The organism is Devosia sp. 63-57 (genome assembly GCF_001899045.1).
Lineage (GTDB): Bacteria > Pseudomonadota > Alphaproteobacteria > Rhizobiales > Devosiaceae > Devosia > Devosia equisanguinis.
Genome location: NZ_MKUY01000004.1, coordinates 379,265 through 400,418, shown reverse-complemented (window position 1 = coordinate 400,418; position 21,154 = coordinate 379,265). Strand labels below are relative to the sequence as shown.

Below are 21,154 nucleotides of genomic sequence, written 5' to 3'. Positions count from 1 at the left end.
AAAGGGAGCGCCGCCATGTACGATTTTACACCCACCGATCTCGACAAGTGCATCTGGGCGGAGGAACTGGAGAACTTCGTGCCGGGCCGCGTCTTCGACGTGCATACCCACATCTACCGCTGGGCCTTCAACCACAATCCCGACAAGGAGACGGGCCCCTATGCGCCCAGCATCGGCCGCTATTTCCCCGAAGTGACGACCCAGCTCGCCGACGAGATCGATGCCGCTCTCCTGCCCGGCCGACAAGTCGAGCGCCTCGCCTTCCCCTTCCCTTTTGCCGGCCAGTGCGATTTCGACGCCTCAAACATCTATGTCGCTGCGGAAGCCGCCAGAAGCATGGATTCTGCCGCCCTGATGCTGGTCCATCCCGGCATGAGCGAGGCCGAAATCCTTGCCACCCTCAGGCGCACCGGCGCCATTGGCCTCAAACCCTATTTGGTCTATGCGACCAACGAAGATCGGGCCGAGGCCCGGATTACCGACTTCCTGCCCGAGCATCAAATTGCCCTCGCCGACCGCCTCGGCCTCATCGTCATGATGCATCTCTCCAAGCGCCGGGCCATTTCCGACCCGGAAAACATCGCGGATATTCTGCGCCTCAGCGAAAAATATCCGCGCGTGCGCTGGATACTTGCCCATTGCGCCCGCTCCTATTCCGCCTGGGCCATCGAGAAAGCCGCTGCGAGCCTGCGCGGCCTGCCCAATGTCTGGTACGACACCTCCACCGTCTGCGAAGCCGATGCGCTCGATGCGCTTTACAATGGCGTCGGCGTCGACCGCGTCATGTATGGCAGCGACGATATGATCGGCCCAATGCGCGGCAAATACATCGCCTTCGGCTTTGCCTGGGCTTTCCTCGCCGAAACCAATCACCAGCTTTCGCTCGGCCATTGCGACGGCCGCATGACCTATATCCGCTACGAACAATTGCGCGCCATGAAGCGCGGTGCCCGCCAGTTGGGCCTCAGCACCGCACAGCGCGAAGCCCTCTTCCACGACACGGCGCGAAGCCTTGTGGATGCGGCGCGAACCGAAGTCCGCGCCGCCCTCAGCTAGATGGCGTCGAGGAAGTTGACGCCGGTAAGGCCGCGTTCCGCCTTGAAGGCACGGAATTCGGCCTTGAGGCTTTCTTCCTCGGCGGCGCTGTAGAAATTGCCGAAGGGCTTGCGGCAATAGCCGGCATCGGCGCCCTGCCAGGCCATGGCCCGCTTGATCGCCGCAATCGGACTGCGCGGCAGGGTGAAGAAGATGATGGCATTGCCCACTTCCTGCAGCGCCTTGGCCTTGGCCATGTCGCCCGCCTTAACCGCCGCATAGAGCGCCAGGTAGATCTCGGGAATGGCGTTGTAGAAGCTGCCGATAATGCCATCCGCACCGAAGGCCAGGCCGGACATGGCCATCTCGTCGGCACCAGAATAGATGACGAAGTCGCTGCCGATCTCGGCCTTGATCCGCATGATGTCGTGATGGGTGGGCGCAGTATACTTGATGCCTTCGACGCCCGGGATCTCGGCCAGCCGCTTGATCATGTCGAAGCCGAACAAGCCTGCCAGCGGCACGTTATAGGCGCACATCGGAAGGCCGGTCGAAGCCGTGATGTCGGTGTAGTAGGAGACGACCTGGTCCTGCGAAAAGCCCCAATAGAAGGGCGGCACCGAGGACAGGGCATCGGCGCCCACCTTTTCGGCGTGCCGGGCGAGGTCGATAGACAGATGCGTGCTGATCGCGCCGATATGGGCGATCACAGGCACCCGGCCCTTGACCTCATCGGTCACCACCTCGAGCACCCGCTTGCGCTCATCGGGAGACATCATGAAGGCTTCGCCGGTGCTGCCGGTCACATAGAGCCCGTCGACGCCCCGCCCGATGAGAAAATCGACGATGGCGCGCATGCGCCCCTCGTCAAAATTCTCGTTTTCGTCGAACGGCGTGACAAGCGCGGGCAACACGCCCTTGATGGTGGAAAGTGCGGACAATTCCGTCTCCGGGTTGAAAGGTCAGGCCGAAAGAGCGGCGGGCTCTTCCGTCGCTTCCGGCAAGTCGATGAGGTGGCAGGCGGCAAAATGCTCGTGCCCGGCAGTGTGATAGCGCTTGAGCGGCGGCACCACGGACTTGCAAACGTCCTTGGCGTAGCGGCAGCGCGGATGAAACGGACAGCCCGAGGGCGGATTGACCGGGCTGGGCACGTCTCCCTGCAACACGATGCGCTCAGATTTCTTGTCGAGGTCAGCCACCGGAATGGCCGAGAGCAGGGCTTCGGTATAGGGGTGGAGATTCTTGGCAAACAGGTCCTCGGAGCGGCACAGCTCCACCACCTTGCCCAGATACATCACCGCCACCCGGTCACAGATATATTCGGTGACCGAGAGGTCATGGGTGATGAAGATATAGGTCAGCTTACGCTCGTCCTTGAGCTTCATCAGCAGTTGCAGAACCTGCGCCTGGATCGACACGTCGAGCGCCGATACCGCCTCGTCGCAGACGATCAGTTCGGGATCGATGCTCAGCGCCCGGGCAATGCCGATGCGCTGCCGCTGCCCGCCGGAAAATTCATGCGGATAGCGATCCATATATTCGCGCCGCATGTTCACCGCTTCGAGCAGATCACCGATGATTTTCCGGCGCTCTTCCCTTGATTTAACGCCATACTTCTTCAGCGGATCTTCCAGCGATCCGAAAATCGTAAAAGCAGGATTGAGCGAGGAATGGGGGTCCTGAAACACGATCTGCAGGCGTTTGCGGAACGGCACCAAACCGTCATTGTCGAGCTTGCTGAGATCGGCCTCTTCATTGTCAGGCGAGCGATAGACGATCTCACCTTCGGTCGAGCGCACCAGCTGTAAAATGGTTTTGCCCAGCGTGGTCTTGCCACAGCCACTCTCGCCTACGAGCCCCAGCACTTCCCCGCGATAGACGTCGATATCGACGCCGTCGACAGCCCGTACATGGCCCACCGTTCGTTTGAACACGCCTGCCTTGACCGGAAAATGCGCCTTCACCCCGCGCAGGCGCAGGATAACGTCCTTGTTCTCAGCCATTGGGGACCAGCTCCTTGTAGCGCCAGCACATGACCCGATGGGTCGGCGTGATATGGGTTTCCTCGGGCATGGTCTGACACTGCGCCACCGCGAAATCGCAGCGGTCGGCAAACTGGCAGCCCTTGGGGCGGTTGAGTGGATCGGGCGTCGAGCCGCGAATGGCCTTGATGTCCTGGTTCTTGCCCTTGCCGAGCACCGGCACCGAGGCGAGCAGCGCCTTGGTATAAGGATGGGTCGGCTGACGCAGAACCTCGTCCACCGTCCCGGCCTCGACGATATTGCCCATATACATCACGGCCACATCGTCAGCGAGTTCGGCCACGACGCCCATATCATGGGTGATCAGCATGATGCCGGTGCCGTGTTCGCGTTTGAGCTTGTCCATCAGCTCAAAGATCTGCGCCTGGATGGTCACGTCGAGCGCCGTCGTCGGCTCGTCGGCAATCAGCACCTTTGGGTTGCAGGCCATGGCCATGGCGATCATGGCGCGCTGCCGCATGCCGCCCGAATAGCGGTGCGGAAAGTCGTTGACCCGCTTTTCCGGCAGGGCGATGCCCATTTCCTTAAGTAGCGAGATCGCTTTGTCATGCGCCGCTCGGCCCACCATCCTCATATGATATTTGAGGCTTTCCTTGATCTGGAAACCCACCGAATAGACCGGGTTCAGCGCCGTCATCGGGTCCTGGAAGATCATGGCGATCTCGGCCCCGCGAATGCGCCGCATGTGCCGCCCATTCTTTTCGAGCGCGTGGAGCGGAATATCGCCGCGGTCAGCGTGATAGATGATCTCGCCCTGCTCGATCCGCGACAGCGTCGGCAGGAGTTGCATGATCGAGGCGGCGGTCACGGATTTCCCGCAGCCGCTCTCCCCCACGATGCATAGCGTCTTGCCCTTCTTGATATCGAAGGACACGCCGTTGAGCGCCTTGTTGCAGCGGTTGTTCGTATAGAAGAACGTCTTGAGATCGCGCACGCTGATGGCGATGTCTTGTGTGGTGCTCATCGCCTCACCCCTGCTGGCTCGGATCGGTCGCATCGCGCAAACCATCGCCGATGAAATTGACGCTGAGGACGAAGAGCGAGATCACCGTGCCCACCGGCAGCCAGATCCACCAATTGTTCTGCAGCACGCGAATATCCTGCGCCACGTTGAGAATGTTGCCCCAGGTGGGAATGGAAAGCGGCACGCCAAGCCCGAGGAAGCTCAACCCCGCTTCCTGAAGAATAAAGGCCGCAGTCGAGAGCGTGATATTGACCATGATCGGCCCAAGGGCATTGGGCAGCATGTGCTTGTAGGCGATCAGCGGCCGGCTGAGCCCGAAACTGCGCAGCGCCAGAACATATTCTTCCTCGCGCAGGCTCAGCATCCGCGCTCGGGCCATGCGGTAGATGCCGCCCCAGCCGGTCAGCGTGAAAATCAGCATCAGGTTGACCAGCGACTGGCCCATGATCGAGACCAGCATGAGCACAAGGATGATCTGCGGAAACGACATGAAGATTTCCGAGACGCGCATGGCAAGCGCATCGAGCCACCCGCCGACATAGCCGGTATAGACGCCGATCAGCACGCCGATGATCGCAGCCAGAATGGCGCTGCCAAGGCCCACCAGAATGGAAATCCGGCCGCCATAGAGCACACGGGCAAAGAGATCGCGCCCCGTCCGGTCCGTACCGAACCAGTGCTCCCAACTCGGCGCCTGCAACATGCCACGCAAATCGATCTTGTTGGGATCGTAGGGGGTCAACAGCGGCGCGAAGACCGAAGCCAGGATAATGATGGCAAAGACGATAAGGCCGAAGAGTGCCAGGCGGTTGTTGAGGAATTTCTTGACGGCGCGCGAACCGCCACCGGACTTGGCCAGACCTGCTTCTTCACGGGAACGAATGCGGTCGAACTGCGCGTCGAGCCGGGTGCGGCGGCGGGTGTTCGGATAGTTGGGGCCTGACATGAACTATTCTCCCAGCCGCACGCGCGGATCGATCACCGCGGTCAGAATATCGACGATGAGGCTGGCAATGAGCACCGCCATGACCGAGAGCAGTGCGATGGTCATCACCACCGGATAGTCCTGCGAACGGACGGCGGAGATGAACTCATTGCCGATACCCGGCCACTGAAAGACCTGCTCGATGATCACCGACCCACCGATCAGCACTGGCAGGCGGAAGCCGATCAAAACCACGACCGGGGTCAGCGCCACGCGAAACCCATGCAGCAGGTTGACCCGCCATTCCGGCAGCCCCTTGGAGCGGGCAGTCTTGATGAAATCGCGGCTCAAGGCATCGAGCATGGACGAGCGTGCATAGCGCATGACGCCCGCCGTGAGCATGATCGAGAGCACCATGGCCGGCATCACCATATGCGGCAGCCGGTCCCAAAGCGTCACATAGCCGGGCATGGAACGCCCACCGACCGGAAACCACCCCAGGTTCAGCGCAAAAATGGAAATGGCGACGAGGCCGAAGAAGAATTCGGGGATCGACACGCCCAGCATGCCGACCACCGTCAGCGCGCTATCGGTCTTGCTGCCGCGCTTGAGGGCGCTGACGACGCCCAGAAGACTGCCGACGACGGTGGAAAAGACCAGCGCCACGGCAGCCAGTTCCAGTGTCGCCGGAAGGCGCGTTGCGATGATGTTGGAAATGGGCACTCCGCCACTCATCGAGTAGCCGAAATTGCCCTGCAAGAGATTGGTGAACCACGCCCAGAACCGCACATGAAACGGCTGCCCAAGCCCCAGCGATTGACGCAGGGCTTCGAGCTGGGCCGGATTCATGCTGCCCGCGGCATCGGGATTGATCATGTGGGAGACGGCGTCTCCCGGCGTGAGTTCAAGTCCCAGATAGACCAGGAAGCAGATGACAAAAGCCATCGGGATCAGGATCAGGACGCGCCTGATGATGTAGGTCAGCATGGTGTCTGGCCAATCCCCGTCGATAAATGGAAAAGAGCCGCGGGAGCATCGGCAGTGCTGCCAATGCCCCCGCAGTTGGGGTCAGTTCGTCGGATGCGGGAACTGGTTGATCCAGAGCATGCGGGTATAGGGAATGTCGATCGGGTGGACATGCATGTAGTCGAGGGCTTCGAGACCCGGCACGTCGCCTGCCGCCTTTGTATAGCCGAAGTCCGCCTTGCGGGCCTGGGCATTGACCAAGAGGTTACCGTCATTATCGCTCGAGGGACGGGCGATGATCTGTTCGATCTTCGGCGCGCCCTTGTGGTAGCTCTCGAAGGGGACCAGCGTGGTGTAGTCGTTCATCACCACTTCATCGATCTTGAACGGGCCCGAACCGATTGGCTTCTGCCAGAACGGCGCCTGCTGCAGCGTCACCGGGTCGACACCCTCGAAATACTTGGCCGGAAGCGGGGCGAACTGGCTGAAGGTCAGCAGCACATTGGGATCGATCGTGCTGAACTTGATGGTGACCGTGTTGCCCTCTGCCGAGACACCGGCCAGCGAATCCGCCTCGCCCTTGATGAAGGCATCGGCGCCCTCGATCTTGTTCAAGGTGGTCTTGACCACCGGATGGGTGACGGGGAACTTGGCTGCGGCACCGATCGACCACACGACATCCGCTGCCGTGATCGGCTCGCCGTCATGCCAGGTCAGCCCATCCTTGAGGGTGAAGCTGAAGGTCAGGCCATCTTCGCTGATCTCATAGCTATCGGCCATTTCGCCGCCGATCGGGGTCAGCGCGCCATCGGCTTCGAGCACGGTGTCGAAGGCGAACTTGTTGGCCACCCAGATACCCAGGTTCTGCCATGGCACTTCGAAAAACTGCGCCGGGCCGGCATTGGTATAGAGCACAGCCTTGCCCGAGGCATCGGGATCGATCGTCCAGTTCTCGACGCCCCAGTTATAGTTGTACTGCTCGTTGCCATAAGGTGCGTCGTTGCGGTGCAGGCGGTCGCTCTCATAGGTGTAGAGCTGTTGGTAGTAGAGCGGGATCTGGTACACATTCTCATTGATGATGTGTTCCATCTCGAAGTAGCCCTCGCGCTGCACCTCGGGATCGGTCGTGCCGTTCACCTTGGCGACGAGCTCGTTCATCCTCGGAATGTTCGGGATCATCGGCTTGAGGCCATAGGCGTAGCGGTTGAAATATTCCTGCAATGCCAGCGCGGCGCGGGCGCCGTAGAGCATGTCCCAGGTCACCTTGGACGGTCCGTTCACCGGATCATCCGGGACCACGGAAATCTGTGAAGCGACATCGCCTTCGACGAGGCGATAGTTCATGGTGATGCCGACATCGGCGAGATAGGCCTGGAGCGCGGCCATCAGGTCAGCAGTGGCCTGGTCGGTATAGTAATAGACCATGTCGAGCTCGCGGCTCGAATCCCAGCCTGCTTCGGCCAACAGCGCACGCGCCTTGTCCGGGTCGTAGTCGTAGCGGATGAGGTCGGTGGGCTTGTTCGGGCCATCGGGCAGCATGCCGACGGCGCGAACCGCCTGACCTTCGAAGATGGTCTCGATGATGGTGTCCATGTCGATGGCATAGGCGATCGCCTTGCGCACGCGCGGGTCGGACAATGGGTTTTCATTGATCGGCTGGGCCAAGGCGGCACCGATCGCGGTGGTCGACATCAGCGCGGCAAGGCCGACGGCGATGAGCTTCTTGAATTGCATCTGCGTTCCCCTGTTATGAAACTTGTTCAATGGGTCCGGGCCGAATCCCCACTCGGTGACGCCGGACGGTTGCGGTCTCCACACCGCGTGTAGTCAGTCGTTCTGGCTCAAACCTCCGGGCTCTGATTGCTGTCCTCGAGTGGGGTCAGCACGTGATTGACGTAGATCGCGTAATTACGCGTCAGGTGTTTGGTGAGGATGGTCACGGCGGCCTCCGCGTCATGCGCGATGATGGCCTGGACCACGCCCTTGTGTTCGTCATTGCTGCGCCGATTGTGGCTCACGACATCCTTCGGCCCCGGCCGCGACATCATCAGCCCGCCCACGAACGCATCGTGCAGCGCCACGAAGATCGGATTGCCCGGCACCTCGGCCAGCGCCCGATGAAATTCGACATCGGCGATGCGGAAAGCCGGGAGGTCGTCGAGGGCTTTGTCTCCCCGCTCGATGGCGGCGACCATCTTGCCGATCTGCGCCGCCGTTGCCGATTGCGCGGCATAGCGTGCAAGACCCGTCTCGAGAAAGAGCCGGGCCTGTTCCATATGCGCGCCGCCCTCGGTGCCGCGGAAAAACAGCTGGGACGCCGCAGAAATGCTGCCCAGAAGCTGCGTCAGTGTTGGATAGGCGACCCGAGGCCGATATCCCTTGCGCAGTTCCACCAGCCGCATGGCCTCGAGCCGCTTCACCGCCTCCCGGATCGTCGTCCGGCCAACCCCGAAGCGATCGCAAAGATCGCGTTCGGATGGGAGCATCGCCCCCGCACCCAGAATTCCGCCATGCACTTCCTCCGCCAGCATGCTGGCGATCTCCGCCGCCCCCAAAGCCACCGTGTCCTCCTCTTGATCGCGCACTACACGCAACCACGATCCAGAATTTGGTGTCAAATTTTCCATTTTTGGTCGACCAAACTGACTAAGGACACTGAAAGAACTGGTTTTTAGCGCTTCAGGAGAGGCTGATTTCGACATAATCGGCGGATCTCCTGAAAATCTGTTTCGCAAAATTGCCTATTCAGCGCTCAATGCGAAAGATTATTCTATCTTTCTTGACCTTCGGAGCCCAACGCCCTTGTTTGGCCCCGAAAACCGTTATTGACACCTTAAGCTATCTCATTAACATAACAACATAGTTTTTCGAGGTGTCAAGCGGCATTCATCATTGCGCTTGGTTGAGGGACGGGGACGGGATGAAGAGGGTTCTGATTATCGGGAGCGGCGGCATCGGCCGTCGGCACCTGCGCGGCTATGCGGCAACGGGGCGCGCCAGCCTCTCCATTGTCGAGCCTCATGCAGAAAGACGTGCGGAGGCCGAGGCGATGTTCGCTCTTGCGGGCAGCTATGCCGATCTCGATGAGGCCGACCTCTCGTCCTTCGATCTTGCCGTCATCTGTGCCCCTGCGCACCTGCATGTCCCGCTCATGCTCAAATGTGCTGCGGCAAAGCTCGCCTTCATGGTCGAAAAGCCGCTCGCCGTGACCATGGAAGGTGTCGATGCGGCGCTCGAGGCTGTCGAAAAAGCCGGGATCCTGGCAAGGGTGGGCTATATCCGCCGCATCGCTCCCGAAGTGCTGGCGGTCCGCCAACAGATCCATGACGGAAAAATCGGGGCGCTAAAGCTCGCCTACGTCAATTCCTCGCAGGAATTTCCAAAATACCGCCCCGACTTCCAGCGCACCTACTATGCCCGCCCGGAGATGGGCGGTGGCGCCATTCTCGATGCCGCCAGCCACACTTTCGATATGCTGGTCTGGCTCATGGGCCGGCCCGTTGCCGTTGGCGCCATGTATGATCGGCTGGTTCTGGAAGGCACGGACACCGAGGACACCTGCCTCGTGAACATCTGTTTTGCGAACGGCGCCATGGCCAATGTGACCATCAACCAGTTCCAGAAACCCAATATAAGTCAGGCCTCCTTCATCGGTACGGAAGGCAATCTCTTCCTCGAACACTCCGTCCTCAGCTTTGCCGACGACGACAGTGGCCACTGGAAAGATCGCCACGACTATATGGATGGGCTGGTGCCAACCGAGGCCCATCAGGCCCGCTTCACCCTCCAGGCCAATGCCATGCTCGACGCGCTGGACGGCAAACCCTGCCATCTCGCAACGCTTGGCGAAGCCCGCCAGAACCTCCAGATCGCTCTTGCCGCCAAGAAATCCTGGCAAGACCGCGTCATTGTCTCGATCAACGACTGAGGCCGAACATGTTTTCTCTTGATGGCCGCAGTGTGCTCGTCACTGGCGGCGCCGGATATCTCGGCACTCCCGTCTGCCTGCTGCTCAAGGCACAGGGCGCCAATGTCATCATCGCCGACCGCGACATCGAGCGTCTCGAAATCGCACGCGCCACCATCGCCGCGGCACCCGGGACGGGCGGCGTCGCCACCCTGCCCCTCGACATGGCCGACGAAGCCTCGATACTCGCCTGCATCGATGGCGCCACCATGGCCTTCGGCAATCTCTCGGGCCTCATCGCCGCCACCGCCTTCAATTCCGGCAAGGCCTTCGATGACCTCGACGCCGAAACGTTCGATCTCGCCAACCGCGTCAACCTGACCGGCACCTTCCTTCTCGCCCGCGCCGCGGCCGACAAAATGCCATCCGGCGGCGCTGTGGTACTCTATTCCTCCATGTATGGCGTCGTTTCGCCCGACCCGAAAAACTATCCCGGCAAGATGACCCCAAACGCCATCGAATATGGTGTCGGCAAAGCCGGGCTCAACCAGATGGTCCGTTACATGGCCGGGCATTACGGGCGGAAGACTATCCGCTTCAACGCAGTCTTTCCCGGCCCCTTCCCGCATGCGGCGGTTCAGCAGTCCCATCCCGATTTCATCGCCAATCTCGAAGCCGAGACCATGCTGGGCCGCATCGGCCGCCAGCATGAAACAGCCGGCGCCGCAGTCTTCCTCGTTTCCGATGCCGCCTCCTACATTACCGGCCAGGTGCTGGGCGTAGATGGCGGCTGGACCGCCTGGTGAGAACCATGACCTTTCCCTTTGCCGACCGCACCATCCGTCTCGCCATGCTCGGCATGGTCGAAGGCAATGGCCATCCCTATTCCTGGTCGATGATCATCAACGGCCGTTATGATGCCGAAGCGCTAAAGACCTGCCCCTATCCTGCGATCATCAACTATATCGGCAAGCAGCCGCCCGAGACGCTGGGCATTCCCGGCGTCGAAGTCACCCATGTCTGGACCGACAACCCTGCCGAAGCGTCGCAAGTGGCCGCGGTCGCCAAGATCGCCAATGTCGTCACCCGCGCCGAAGATGTCATCGGCCAGGTCGATGCCGTCGTCATCGCCACCGACAAGGGCTTTGAGCATGTCGAGCGCGCCCGCCCCTTCGTCGAAGCCGGGCTGCCCGTCTTTGTCGACAAGCCGCTTTGCGACAACCGCGCTGACCTCGAAACCTTCTCGACCTGGATCGCTGAAGGCAAGCCGATCATCTCGTCCTCCGGCATGCGCTTTGCCAAGGAATTTGCGCCCTATCACGGCGCCACCCACGAATTCGGCCCGCTGCGCACCGTCTTTGCCACCATGGCCAAGAAATGGGAGACCTATGGCATCCACGCGCTGGAATCGATCTATCCGATCACCGGCCCCGGCTTCGTCTCCGTCCGCAATACCGGCACCTATGAGCGCAATGTCGTGCACCTGAAGCACTCCAAGGGCATCGACATCGTCATCACCGTCACGGCGGACCAGATCGGCGGCTCTGGTTTCATTACCCTTGCCGGCACCGAAGGCGGCGTGACCCTGCGCAGTCAGGACACCTACACCGCCTTCAAGACCCAGCTCGAAAGCTATGTCGGCTTTCTGCGCACCGGCGTGCCGCCCGTGCCTTTCGCCCAGACGCGTGAATTGATGCAGCTCGTCATCGCCGGTATCGAAAGCCGCGAGGCCGGCGGCGCTGAAATCCTGCTTTCCAGCTTCGGAGCCTGACCCATGGGTGTACTCGATAGTTTTTCGCTCAAGGGCAAGGTCGCCCTCTGCACCGGCGGCGCGGGTCTTTATGGCCGCCAGATCGTCGCTGCGCTCGCGGGGGCCGGCGCCACGACCTATCTGGCCGCGCGCGACCAGACCAAGCTCGAAGCCGTCGCCGCCGAAGAGCGCGCAGCCGGCAATGACGTCACGGCCCTCTCACTCGACCTCGACTCCGACGCCTCCATCGAGGCCCTGCACAAGACTATCTTTGAGCGCAGCGGCCGCTGCGACGTGCTGGTCAACAATGCCGTCACCCGCTCGGCCACCGATGGCTGGGACCACGATCTAGAAGCCTATGACCGGAGCCTTCGAGTCAATGCCTCCGCGCTCTTCAAGATCACCTCGTTGTTCGGCAAGTCCATGGCCGCCAACAAGTCTGGCTCAATCATCAATATCGGCTCGATGATGGGCATGGTTGGGGTCGAAATGGGCAATTATGCCGGCACCGACATGAACCCCAATCCCTCGCCCATCTATTTCTACGAAAAGGGCGGCATGATCAACTTCACCCGCTGGGCCGCCAGCATTCTGGGCAAGGACAATGTCCGGGTGAACTGCCTCTCGCCCGGCGGGCTCTTCTCCAACCAGCCCGCGCCCTTCGTGCAGAACTATTCCGATCGCACCCAGCTCGGCCGCATGGCCAATGACACCGATCTCATGGGTGTCATCGTCTTCCTCGCTTCCGATGCATCCGCCTACATCACCGGCACCAATATCCCGGTCGATGGTGGCTATACCGCAAAGTAACAGCCATGACCGAAAAGCAGCTTTATTCCGCCACCCCAGCCACCCAGCACCGCATGCGCAGGAGCCGCGTCCTGCGCACTATCGCCGCCGGCGGTGTCGCCAAGGTGCTCAAGCTCAATACCTTTGACGCAAAGGTTGCGGAGATTTTTGCCCAGGCCCAGCCCGATGCCCTCTGGCTCTGCCAGGAGCACACATCGGCCAGCATAGAGGCCATCGAGCACCAGATCCGCGCGGCAAAGATCTACGATGTCGACAGCCTCGTGCGCGTTGCTCGCGGCAGCTATTCGGACTATGTGCGCCCCCTCGAAGCTGATGCCACCGGGCTCATCGTCCCGCACGTCATGGGCGCAGCCGATGCCCGCGCCGTGCGCGACATGACCAAGTTCGCCCCGCTGGGCCGCCGTGCCGTCGATGGTGGCAACAATGACGGCATGTTCACCCGCGTCGGCTTCCTCGATTATCTCGAAACCGCCAACAAGGAACGCTTTGTCTGCCACCAGATCGAAGACCCCGAGGCGCTTGAGGAGATCGAAGCCATTGCCGAAATCGACGGCGTCGACGCCCTCTTCTTCGGTCCCGGCGACTATTCCGTCCGTCTCGGCATTCCCGGCCAGATCCAGGCGCCCGAGATCATCAAGGTGCGCGAGCGCGTCGCCGAAGTCGCCCGCAAGCACGGCAAGATCGCCGCCACCGTCGCCGGCAAGGCTAATGTGAAGGACTATGTCTCGATGGGCTACAACCTGCTCAGCGTTGGCGCCGACGTGGTGGCCCTCGCCACCTATGCCGACGATGTCCTTTCTGCGTTCGACGCGATCTAGGACGGAAACATGCTCCTCGACGCGCTGCAGAAAACCCTGCTCGACGGCCGCACCAAAGGCATCCCGGCCACCGCCGAACCCTTCGCGATGCAGGACATTGCCGGCAAAGGTTGGAACGTCCTCCGCGAAGACCTGCCCATGCCGCTCATGCTGCTCAAACGCAGCGCGCTCAACCACAATGCCAGCGTCTTTGGGCAATATCTGACGAGCCACAACCTGTCGCTGGCGCCCCATGGCAAGACCACCATGAGCCCGCAAATCTTTGCCGAGCAACTAACGAGCGGCGCTTGGGGCATGACAGCGGCGACCGTCCAGCAGGTGCAGGTCATGCACCACTATGGCGTCAAGCGCATCATCCTGGGCAATCAGCTCATCGGCAAGGCGCATCTGGCAGGCATTGCCGCCTTGATCGATGCCGACCCGGAATTCGAGTTCTCCTGCTTCCTTGATTCCGCCGCCCAACTCGACAACATGCTGGTCCATCTCCAGGTGCTGGCGCCAAAGCGGCCGATAAAGGTCCTCTTGGAAATCGGCGCCAAGGGCGGCCGCACCGGTCTTCGCACCGAGGCCGAGGCCCTGTCTCTGGCCGACAAACTCGCTTCATCGGACCAGAGCCTTGTCCGCTTCGCCGGCATCGCCACCTTCGAAGGCGTCGTCCCCGGCATCGACAAGAACCCGATGCTGATCGAACCCTTCGCCCAAGCCATTGTGGACATCGCCCGTGCCCTACCGAAAAGCCTCTATGCCGGCCTCGACGAATTCATCCTCTCGGGCGGCGGCTCCTCCTATTTCGACATCGTCGCCGACCGCTTTTCGACGCTCGACCTGCCCCTACCTGTCCGCGTGCTGCTGCGCTCGGGCTGTTACATCACCAATGATTCCGGCGCCTACAAGAAGGCCCAGGACGAGGCGAAGTCCGATCCGCGCCGCTCGTGGAAATCCGATCTGCAGCCGGCGCTAGAAGCCTGGGCCTATGTCCAGTCCATGCCCGAACCCGGCCTCGCCTTCCTCTCCATGGGCAAGCGCGACGTGCCCTATGATGCCGGCCTTCCCGTCCCGTTCAAGCGCTACCGTCCCGGCACCGGCTTCTTGCCCGTCGGCGAGGCCACAATCTTCGCCACCAATGACCAGCACGCCTATGTCCGCCTTGGCGCTGACACCGATTGGCAGGTGGGCGATCTCGTTGCCTCCGGCGTCTCGCATCCCTGCACCGCCTTCGACAAATGGCGCTTCCTGCCCGTGGTCGACGATGACTACACGGTCATCGACGGCGTCCTCACCTTCTTCTGATCTCGGAACAGCGTCATGTCCAAGACCGTGCTTTTCGGCGGCCTCTATCACGAGACCCACACTTTCCTCGCCGACAAGACCGGCATGGCCCAGTTCGAGGATGGCGGCATCCGCATCGGTCAGGCGGCCCTGGACCAGAACCGGGACAATGGCTCTCCGAGCGCCGGCTTCATCGACTATGCCGAAAAGGCGAGTTGGCGCATTCTGCCTACCATTCAGCTGGCCGCCCAGCCCGCCGGCAAGGTCACCGACGATGTGGTGGAGCTGTTCTTTAGGCATTTCCTCGCCGGGCTCGATCGGCACATCCACGAGATCGACGGCATTTTCCTCGTCCTGCACGGCGCCATGGTCAGCGAAGGCTCGGATGACGTTGAAGGCCTCGTCATCAAGACCATTCGCGACCGTCTGAAAGCCGCTGGTCGCGGCGACCTGCCGATCGGCGCCGTTCTCGACCTGCACGGCAATATTTCGCAAGTCATGGTCGAAAACGCGACGGTCCTTCGCGCCTATCGCGAAAACCCGCATACGGACGCCTATGAAGCCTCCGTAGCAGCCGCCGAACTGCTGGACCGCGCTTTCGGCGAACCCAACATCCGGGCGCTGCACCGTTCGACCAAATACGTGATCTCACCCGTAGGCGTCGGCTCCGCCAGTGAGCCGATGAAGAGCGTCCTCGCCGCTGCCCGCGCCATTGAAGCCAGCGATCCCAATATCCTCACCATCAACGTCATGGCCGGCTATGCCTATTCCGACATTCCCGATTGCGGCTTCAGCCTCAATCTCGTTACCAGGGGCCCGCTCGCCAACGCAGAAAAACATCTCGACGCATTGGTCGGCGTGCTTGAAGCCAATATCGAAGCCGGTTATCCGCACGAAGACGATCTTGCCACCGCCCTCAAAAAGGCCGACGCGCTGCCACCGGGCAATGGCCCGATCCTTCTCATCGAACCCGCCGATAATATTGGGGGCGGCACGCCGGGCGACGCGACGGGCCTCCTCGGTCCCCTTCTCGACACCGGCCGCACGAACATCCTCGCGGCGCTCGCCGATCGCGAAGCGGTCGCGGCGTGCTTTGCAGCCGGAAAGGGCGCGACACTATCCCTGATGATCGGCGGCAAGACCGACCAGCACCACGGCGCGCCCATCGCTTTCACCGGCACCGTCGAGCATCTCAGCGACGGCGTCTTCCAGCTCGAAAACCCAAAATCGCACCTGGCGTCGATGGGTGGCACAACCATCCGCATGGGCCGCTGCGCCGTCATCGCCAATGACCAGGCGAAAATCCTGCTCTCGGAGCGCAAGACCGCCCCCATGGATCTCGGCCAATACCATTCGCAGGGCCTCCGCCCCGAAGACGCCACCTATGTCGTGATCAAGGCCGCCGTTTCCCATCGCGCCGCCTATGACGCGATCCAGCGGGCCAGCTTTTATGTCGACAGCCCCGGCCTCTGTACCAGCGACCTGCGCCGCCTGCCCTTCACCAAGCTCCGCGGCAAGGTCATTTCCCTGAGCTGACCATGACCAGCGCCCCGCAAGATCGGCAAGATTGGTGGCGGAGCCCTTCAAGGCTCCGCCGATGCCGTTCAGATCTTGCCGGCCGCCCGCAGGTCGGCCTGGAGCTTGGCCTGGTAGGCCGCCCGCGCCGCTTCATCCACCTTGGCGCTCTCGCCGAAATAGACAAAGCCGAGCGCCCGCCTTGCCCGCGTCGGCGAGGTATTCGGCCCGGCCCAGTGGATAGTCTTGGAGTGGTGCATCAGAAAGGTGCCCGCATCGCCCGGAAAAGCCACCGTATTGGCCGTGTCGTCCGGCGTGCCGAAATCGGTAATGCCCTGCGAAAAGCCAAGGATTTCCGATCGCCCATGCGGGCGGTAGCCATCGATCTTGTGCGACCCGCGCACATAGTGGATGCAGCCATTCTCCGGGTCGACCCGTTCCAGCGCGAGCCAGCCGGTCACGGCCGCCGGCGGGTTGAAATGGAAGTAGTACCCATCCTGATGCGGCGGGGTCGGCTTGCCGATGCCGGCGGGCTTGTTGAAATATTCAAGGTTCACCGCCCGGGCCTTTTCCCCCAGCATGGTCTCGGCCAGATCTCGGATCGTGTCGGTCTCGAGCAGGTCGCGAAAATACGCATCATAGTGCTGCATGTTCTGCATCTGCTTGAGCGTGCCCTTGGCGCCCTTCTCTTCGTAGAACACCTCGGTGTCTTTCATCCCGGGCACGCAGCTTTCGACATAGCGGTCGAACTCGCGATTGATCTCCGCCATCTTGCTGGCATCGAAAAGCGGCTTGATGGCGATGAAGCCATCCCGGTCGAAATCGCTCTTGAGGCTGATGAGCGGGTCCTGCATTACAGCGGACATCGGCTGTCTCCTTGTGGGTTCCCTCTGCCACCATCAGAGCCCAAGCTTTGCCATCCGTCTGTTGAGCAGTACGGCAGGCGATTAGGAAATCCGATTGCGCACACCACACGGCAGTGGCAGCGTCCGCCACTTCATGCTGCTGTGCCGACATGACACAAAGCCTGGACCCAGCTGGCATCATTCTGCGCGAGCACCGTCTCGGTCGCTTCGACCGCCGTATGCCCATCGGCCCGGCGCAGTGGGAGTTTCATGACCTTCTGTGGATTCACGAAGGCAGCGTCCGCCTCAGCGTCAATGGCGACGACAGCGTCACGCTCAGCGCCCCCGGCGGAATACTGATCCTGCCGAACACACCTTTCTCCGGCACCACCATAGGCGGCTTCGCAACCGCCTCGATCTGCCACTTCACCATGGCCAGCGCGCAAACCAGCGATCCCGGCTATCTCCTGCCCCGCCCCGGCGAAGCCATGCACGTCCAATCCATGCTGCGCCTGAGCCTCGATCTCGCCAACACGACCACGACGGTGGACCTGCAACGCCGCCATCGGCTCCTCCTCGCGATACTCGATTGTTTCGATCACCCAGCCGCCACGTACAACGAGCCTGCACCCAGCGATGACGGCCTCGACATGGCCTGGGGGCAGGCAACAAAGTCACTCCACAAGATGCGCACCCTCAGCGACGTCGCCGCGGTAATGGGCGTCCATGAAAGCGCTCTGCGCGCCCGACATCGCCGCCAATACCACACCTCTGCCGGCAGCCACCTGCGCGAAATGCGCCTACGCCGTGCCGAGGACCTGCTTTCGACCACCCGCTACACGCTGGGCGAAATCGCCCGCCTCGTCGGCTATGGCCACGCCGAGACCTTCATCGCCGCCTTTCATCGCAGCCGTGGCTGCACCCCCGGCGAATTCCGCCACCGCTCCAATCCCTTTGCCTGAGAGCCCCAATGCAGCTCCTTGAGACGGGCATACTCTATGCCAACCCCGACCCGCTTCTCGTCAGCCGCCAGGCCGCCTTCCCAGGCCTTGCTCGCCTTGCCAGTGGCGATATCGTCGCGCTCTTCTCCATCGGCCAGGCCTTCGACGCTGCCGACATGCGCGCGCATGTCAGCAGGAGCACCGACAATGGCCGGACCTGGAGCGCGCCCAGCCCGCTTCACACCCGCGCCTTCACCCCCGAAGAATCCGAAACCTTCAAGCCGGCCGCCCTCGCGGACGGCACCCTGCTTGCCACCGGTTATGTCTTCCTCCGCCCCACGTCGCTGACACCCATTGTCGATCCCAAGACCAACGAACTCCTGCTCCTTCACAACAAGCTGTCCCGCTCTCACGACGGCGGCCACACGTGGACCGCGCCGGAGCGCTTCATCGTCGAAGATGCCGGCCTCGAACTCTCAGGCCCCATCGTTCAACGCGCCTCCGGCGAATTGCTTGGCTCGGGCGCCCCATTCCATCTCGGCCCCGACAATCACGAAGGCTGGCTGATCTCCAGCGTCGACAATGGCAAAACCTGGCAGAAGAAATCCATTTTCTTCCGCGCCGAACCCAGCATCATCGCCCCTTGGGAAAGTCGCCTGATCGATTTCGGCGGCGAGCGTATCGGCGTCCTCTTCTGGGCCTTTGACATCGCCGCTGGCCACAACCTGACAAATCGCCTGGCCCTTTCCGACGATGGTGGCGAAACCTTCCGCATCCTCGACACCGGCATCCATGCCCAGGCCTCCAACGGTCTGGCGCTCGGCCAGGGCGAAATGCTCAGCATCCACGCCCACCGCGAGTCCCCGGTCGGCCTCAATATCTACCGCTCCCGCCTTCACCACGACCGTGTCGACGTGCTGGACACGCTGCCGCTTTTCGCCGACGAGAGACTGGGACAAGGAACGGGGGAGGCCGACCCTTTCGCCAACCTGCGCTTCGGCCAACCGAGCCTTCTGGCGCTGGGCCGTGACGAATACCTCGCCTGCTGCTGGCAGGTCGAACACGGCCAGCACGTCATCAAAACTTTCCGCATCCGGCTGTGAGGCAATCGTGTCGACGACACCAGAACTGACCGACTATGCCAAGCTGAGAAAAATGCCGTTCTACTACGGCTATTCGGTACTCACAGGCACTGCGGTGCTCTGCACCGTCGGCGCGCCGCTAGTGCTGTTTTCGGCAGAACTGGGCATCGACAAGGATCGCATCGGCCTTATCGGCGGCATCCTGCCTTTCTTTCAGGTCCTCGGCATCGCCGCCTTGCCGGTCATCCTGCATTTTGGCACCAAGCGTGTTGCCGCCCTTGCGCTCATTGCCCGCTATCTCTTCCTGCTGCCGCTTTTCATTGCACCTCTCTTCATCGCCACGCCCAACGTCGCGTTCGCGCTGATCTTCGGTGCCATCATCTGCTTCGCCATCTGCCGCACCCTGTCCGAGGCTGCCGTGGTCCCCTGGTCGCAGGAGATCATCCCCCGTCTTGTGCGCGGTCAGGTCAGCGGCAAGAACGCACTGGCCTATCTGCCCACGGCGCTGATCGGCTCCTTCCTCATCCAGCTCTGGCTCGACGGGCGGGATGGCATCGAGCGCTTCTATCCCGTCTTTGCCATAGGCATTGTCATCGGCATTGCTGGCGGCCTCTTCCTCTTCGGGCTCGGAGGCGGCGGCCCGCGCAAGTCAGCGGGCAGCAGTCTCGAAGGATTCCGTCAGCTCCGCGTACCGTTGCGCGATCGCAATTTCCTCGCCTTCCTCTATTCCTCCGGCAGCCAGTATCTCGTCTTTTCGGCGCTCAACATCTTCCTGCTGCTCTTTTTCCGTGAGCGCCTGGGCATATCGAGCGGCCAGATCGTGCTCATGGCAGCGCTCATCCCCGTCGGCTCGGCCGCTGGCAGCTATGCCGCCGGCTGGTTTATCGACCGCCACGGCACCCGGGCCATCCGCATCACCCTGCAGACCCTGCAGGTCGTCATGCTGCTTGCCCTCCCCTTCCTCCACGATGGCATTCCCGGCGTCGAACTGCTCGCTGGCCTCGTCTTCTTCCTGTTCGGCTTCCTCGTGCAGGGCGCCATGGTGGGCGGGAGCGTCTATATGCTCAATTATGTGCCGCCCACCGAGCGCGAGAGCTATATGGCGCTCGCCTATTCCAGCGACGGCATCTTTGGCGGCGGCCTCACCGTGCTCGCCGGCATTCTGGTGCAATATTTTGAGCACAATGGCACAAGCATCGGCCCCGCCGACATCGGCGGCTACGAAGCGCTCTTCCTCGTCGCTGCCTTGGTGACCGCCAGCTCCGCCGCGGTGTTCGCTCTCCTCAAGGAGGAAGGCGCCACCGGCGTCCGGGATTTCCTTGGACAATTTTCGACCGGCAATCCCCTGCGCGCCCTCTGGGGCATCCAGCGCTTTTCCAGCTTCACCTCCGAGCAGCGCCGCCGCGATCTCGCCTATAGCTTTGGCGGCTCCGGCAGCACCCTGGCCAAGGACGAACTGATCTCCGCCCTGTCCGATCCCAGCTTCGATGTGCGCCACGAGGCCATCCGCGCGCTCGGCCGCCTGCCGCCCACGCCCAAGGCCATCCAGGCGCTTGAGGGCATTCTCACCTATGACGGCCTGATCGAACTGCAATATGCCGCGCTCGACTCCCTCGGCCAGCTCCGCTCGCGCGCCAGTGCCGGCAAAATCGCCCGCTTCCTCGATGACGGCAATCGCCTCCTGCGCTCGCGCGCTGCCCGTTCGCTGGGCGACATTCGGGCAGAAGACTACCTGCCCGCGATCCGAAAGATGCTCCTCGAAGACGCCGATATCGATTGCCGCCTCGCCGCCGCCTCTGCCCTCGGCAAGTTCGGCGACCGGCAAAGCGTGCCCGCTCTCGTCGCCATCTATGTCGACCAGGCCCGGGACGACAACCCAATCAGCGAACCCCGCAGCAAGGTCGTGCTGCTGGCCATCTCCAAAATCCTCGGTATCGAAGAGCAGTTCGCCCGCAACTGGCGGCGCGAACAGCGCATGCCTGGCTACTGCCTGCCAGCTCTGCTGAGCCGCCTCGCCAAGGCGCTCGACGCCAGGGACAAGCGCACGGAAAGCATCCGGGCTGCGCTGGTCCAGTCCGCCGCCGGTCTCGGCACCGGCCCGACGGCCGAAAGCTTCGCCGCCCTGCATGCCATGCGCGCACTCATCGCCGCATCGCCTCATGGCGACGCATGGCCCGTCGTCGAACTCATCGATGGCACCCGAGACATCACCGAGGCCCACCCGGCCCTCACGGTGCTGCTCGCCGTGGCAGCACGCCACGTCCTACGGCCAGCAAAGGACTGAG

19 protein-coding genes are annotated in these 21,154 nt (G+C 62.1%); 11 read left to right on the top strand and 8 right to left on the bottom strand.

The genetic code is table 11. From position 1 onward, the window contains the following. Positions 1 to 15: 15 nt before the first annotated feature. Positions 16 to 1,056 (top strand): amidohydrolase family protein, encoded by a 1,041-nt coding sequence (locus tag BGO80_RS07115; protein WP_286720422.1) that lies wholly within the window; start codon positions 16 to 18, stop codon positions 1,054 to 1,056. On the opposite strand, the gene BGO80_RS07110 is transcribed toward BGO80_RS07115, so the two are convergent. The 7 genes from BGO80_RS07110 to BGO80_RS07080 all read right to left on the bottom strand — a co-directional run bounded on the left by BGO80_RS07110 (position 1,053) and on the right by BGO80_RS07080 (position 8,634). Beyond that, complete coding sequence (locus BGO80_RS07110; RefSeq protein ID WP_286720420.1) at positions 1,053 to 1,976, bottom strand: dihydrodipicolinate synthase family protein; 924 nt, start codon at positions 1,974 to 1,976, stop codon at positions 1,053 to 1,055. The genes BGO80_RS07115 and BGO80_RS07110 overlap by 4 nt on opposite strands. Before the next feature lie 21 nt (positions 1,977 to 1,997). Then, the gene (locus tag BGO80_RS07105) at positions 1,998 to 3,038 is read right to left on the bottom strand and encodes an ABC transporter ATP-binding protein (RefSeq protein WP_286720418.1); all 1,041 of its coding nucleotides are present in this window, start codon (positions 3,036 to 3,038) and stop codon (positions 1,998 to 2,000) included. After that, entirely contained in the window at positions 3,031 to 4,041 is a 1,011-nt protein-coding gene (locus BGO80_RS07100) for an ABC transporter ATP-binding protein (RefSeq protein WP_126148677.1), read from the bottom strand. The genes BGO80_RS07105 and BGO80_RS07100 overlap by 8 nt, the downstream gene beginning before the upstream one ends. 4 nt (positions 4,042 to 4,045) lie before the next feature. Next, the gene (locus BGO80_RS07095; RefSeq protein ID WP_286720415.1) at positions 4,046 to 4,987 is read right to left on the bottom strand and encodes an ABC transporter permease; all 942 of its coding nucleotides are present in this window, start codon (positions 4,985 to 4,987) and stop codon (positions 4,046 to 4,048) included. A gap of 3 nt (positions 4,988 to 4,990) precedes the next feature. Further along, the gene (locus BGO80_RS07090; RefSeq protein WP_286720412.1) at positions 4,991 to 5,953 is read right to left on the bottom strand and encodes an ABC transporter permease; all 963 of its coding nucleotides are present in this window, start codon (positions 5,951 to 5,953) and stop codon (positions 4,991 to 4,993) included. Between the two features lie 81 nt (positions 5,954 to 6,034). Continuing rightward, a complete protein-coding gene (locus tag BGO80_RS07085; RefSeq protein ID WP_286720410.1) occupies positions 6,035 to 7,666 on the bottom strand; it encodes an ABC transporter substrate-binding protein in 1,632 nt (543 codons plus the stop codon). Positions 7,667 to 7,773: 107 nt separating this feature from the next. Beyond that, positions 7,774 to 8,634 carry an FCD domain-containing protein gene (locus BGO80_RS07080; RefSeq protein WP_126148673.1) on the bottom strand — a complete coding sequence of 287 codons (861 nt, stop codon included), beginning with the start codon at positions 8,632 to 8,634 and terminating at the stop codon, positions 7,774 to 7,776. A 218-nt stretch (positions 8,635 to 8,852) separates the two neighbouring features. On the opposite strand from BGO80_RS07080, the gene BGO80_RS07075 reads away from it, so the two are divergent. The 7 genes from BGO80_RS07075 to BGO80_RS07045 are packed head-to-tail and all read left to right on the top strand — an operon-like array spanning position 8,853 to position 16,022. After that, positions 8,853 to 9,860 carry a Gfo/Idh/MocA family protein gene (locus BGO80_RS07075; RefSeq protein ID WP_286720407.1) on the top strand — a complete coding sequence of 336 codons (1,008 nt, stop codon included), beginning with the start codon at positions 8,853 to 8,855 and terminating at the stop codon, positions 9,858 to 9,860. A gap of 8 nt (positions 9,861 to 9,868) precedes the next feature. After that, a complete protein-coding gene (locus BGO80_RS07070) occupies positions 9,869 to 10,645 on the top strand; it encodes an SDR family NAD(P)-dependent oxidoreductase (protein WP_286720405.1) in 777 nt (258 codons plus the stop codon). A gap of 5 nt (positions 10,646 to 10,650) precedes the next feature. Continuing rightward, positions 10,651 to 11,610 carry a Gfo/Idh/MocA family oxidoreductase gene (locus tag BGO80_RS07065; RefSeq protein WP_206437758.1) on the top strand — a complete coding sequence of 320 codons (960 nt, stop codon included), beginning with the start codon at positions 10,651 to 10,653 and terminating at the stop codon, positions 11,608 to 11,610. A 3-nt stretch (positions 11,611 to 11,613) separates the two neighbouring features. Further along, entirely contained in the window at positions 11,614 to 12,399 is a 786-nt protein-coding gene (locus BGO80_RS07060) for an SDR family oxidoreductase (protein ID WP_286720402.1), read from the top strand. Between the two features lie 5 nt (positions 12,400 to 12,404). Further along, positions 12,405 to 13,217: an HpcH/HpaI aldolase family protein gene (locus tag BGO80_RS07055; protein ID WP_286720400.1), complete on the top strand. Its 813-nt coding sequence runs from the start codon at positions 12,405 to 12,407 to the stop codon at positions 13,215 to 13,217. 9 nt (positions 13,218 to 13,226) lie between these two features. Beyond that, entirely contained in the window at positions 13,227 to 14,507 is a 1,281-nt protein-coding gene (locus BGO80_RS07050) for an amino acid deaminase (RefSeq protein WP_286720398.1), read from the top strand. 15 nt (positions 14,508 to 14,522) lie between these two features. After that, positions 14,523 to 16,022, top strand: coding sequence for a M81 family metallopeptidase (locus tag BGO80_RS07045; protein WP_286720396.1), 1,500 nt, complete (start codon positions 14,523 to 14,525; stop codon positions 16,020 to 16,022). A 68-nt stretch (positions 16,023 to 16,090) separates the two neighbouring features. Here BGO80_RS07045 and BGO80_RS07040 read toward each other — a convergent pair whose 3' ends face one another. Next, positions 16,091 to 16,867 (bottom strand): phytanoyl-CoA dioxygenase family protein, encoded by a 777-nt coding sequence (locus BGO80_RS07040; RefSeq protein WP_206437757.1) that lies wholly within the window; start codon positions 16,865 to 16,867, stop codon positions 16,091 to 16,093. Between the two features lie 149 nt (positions 16,868 to 17,016). Between BGO80_RS07040 and BGO80_RS07035 the strand changes: the two genes are divergently transcribed. From BGO80_RS07035 to BGO80_RS07025, 3 genes are read left to right on the top strand one after another with little or no spacing between them, the layout of a single operon-like run. Next, entirely contained in the window at positions 17,017 to 17,808 is a 792-nt protein-coding gene (locus BGO80_RS07035) for a helix-turn-helix transcriptional regulator (protein WP_126148666.1), read from the top strand. Positions 17,809 to 17,816: 8 nt separating this feature from the next. Then, positions 17,817 to 18,890, top strand: a complete 1,074-nt coding sequence (locus BGO80_RS07030) for a sialidase family protein (RefSeq protein ID WP_286720393.1) — start codon at positions 17,817 to 17,819, stop codon at positions 18,888 to 18,890. Between the two features lie 7 nt (positions 18,891 to 18,897). Then, positions 18,898 to 21,153: an MFS transporter gene (locus tag BGO80_RS07025; protein ID WP_286720390.1), complete on the top strand. Its 2,256-nt coding sequence runs from the start codon at positions 18,898 to 18,900 to the stop codon at positions 21,151 to 21,153. Position 21,154: the final 1 nt, after the last annotated feature.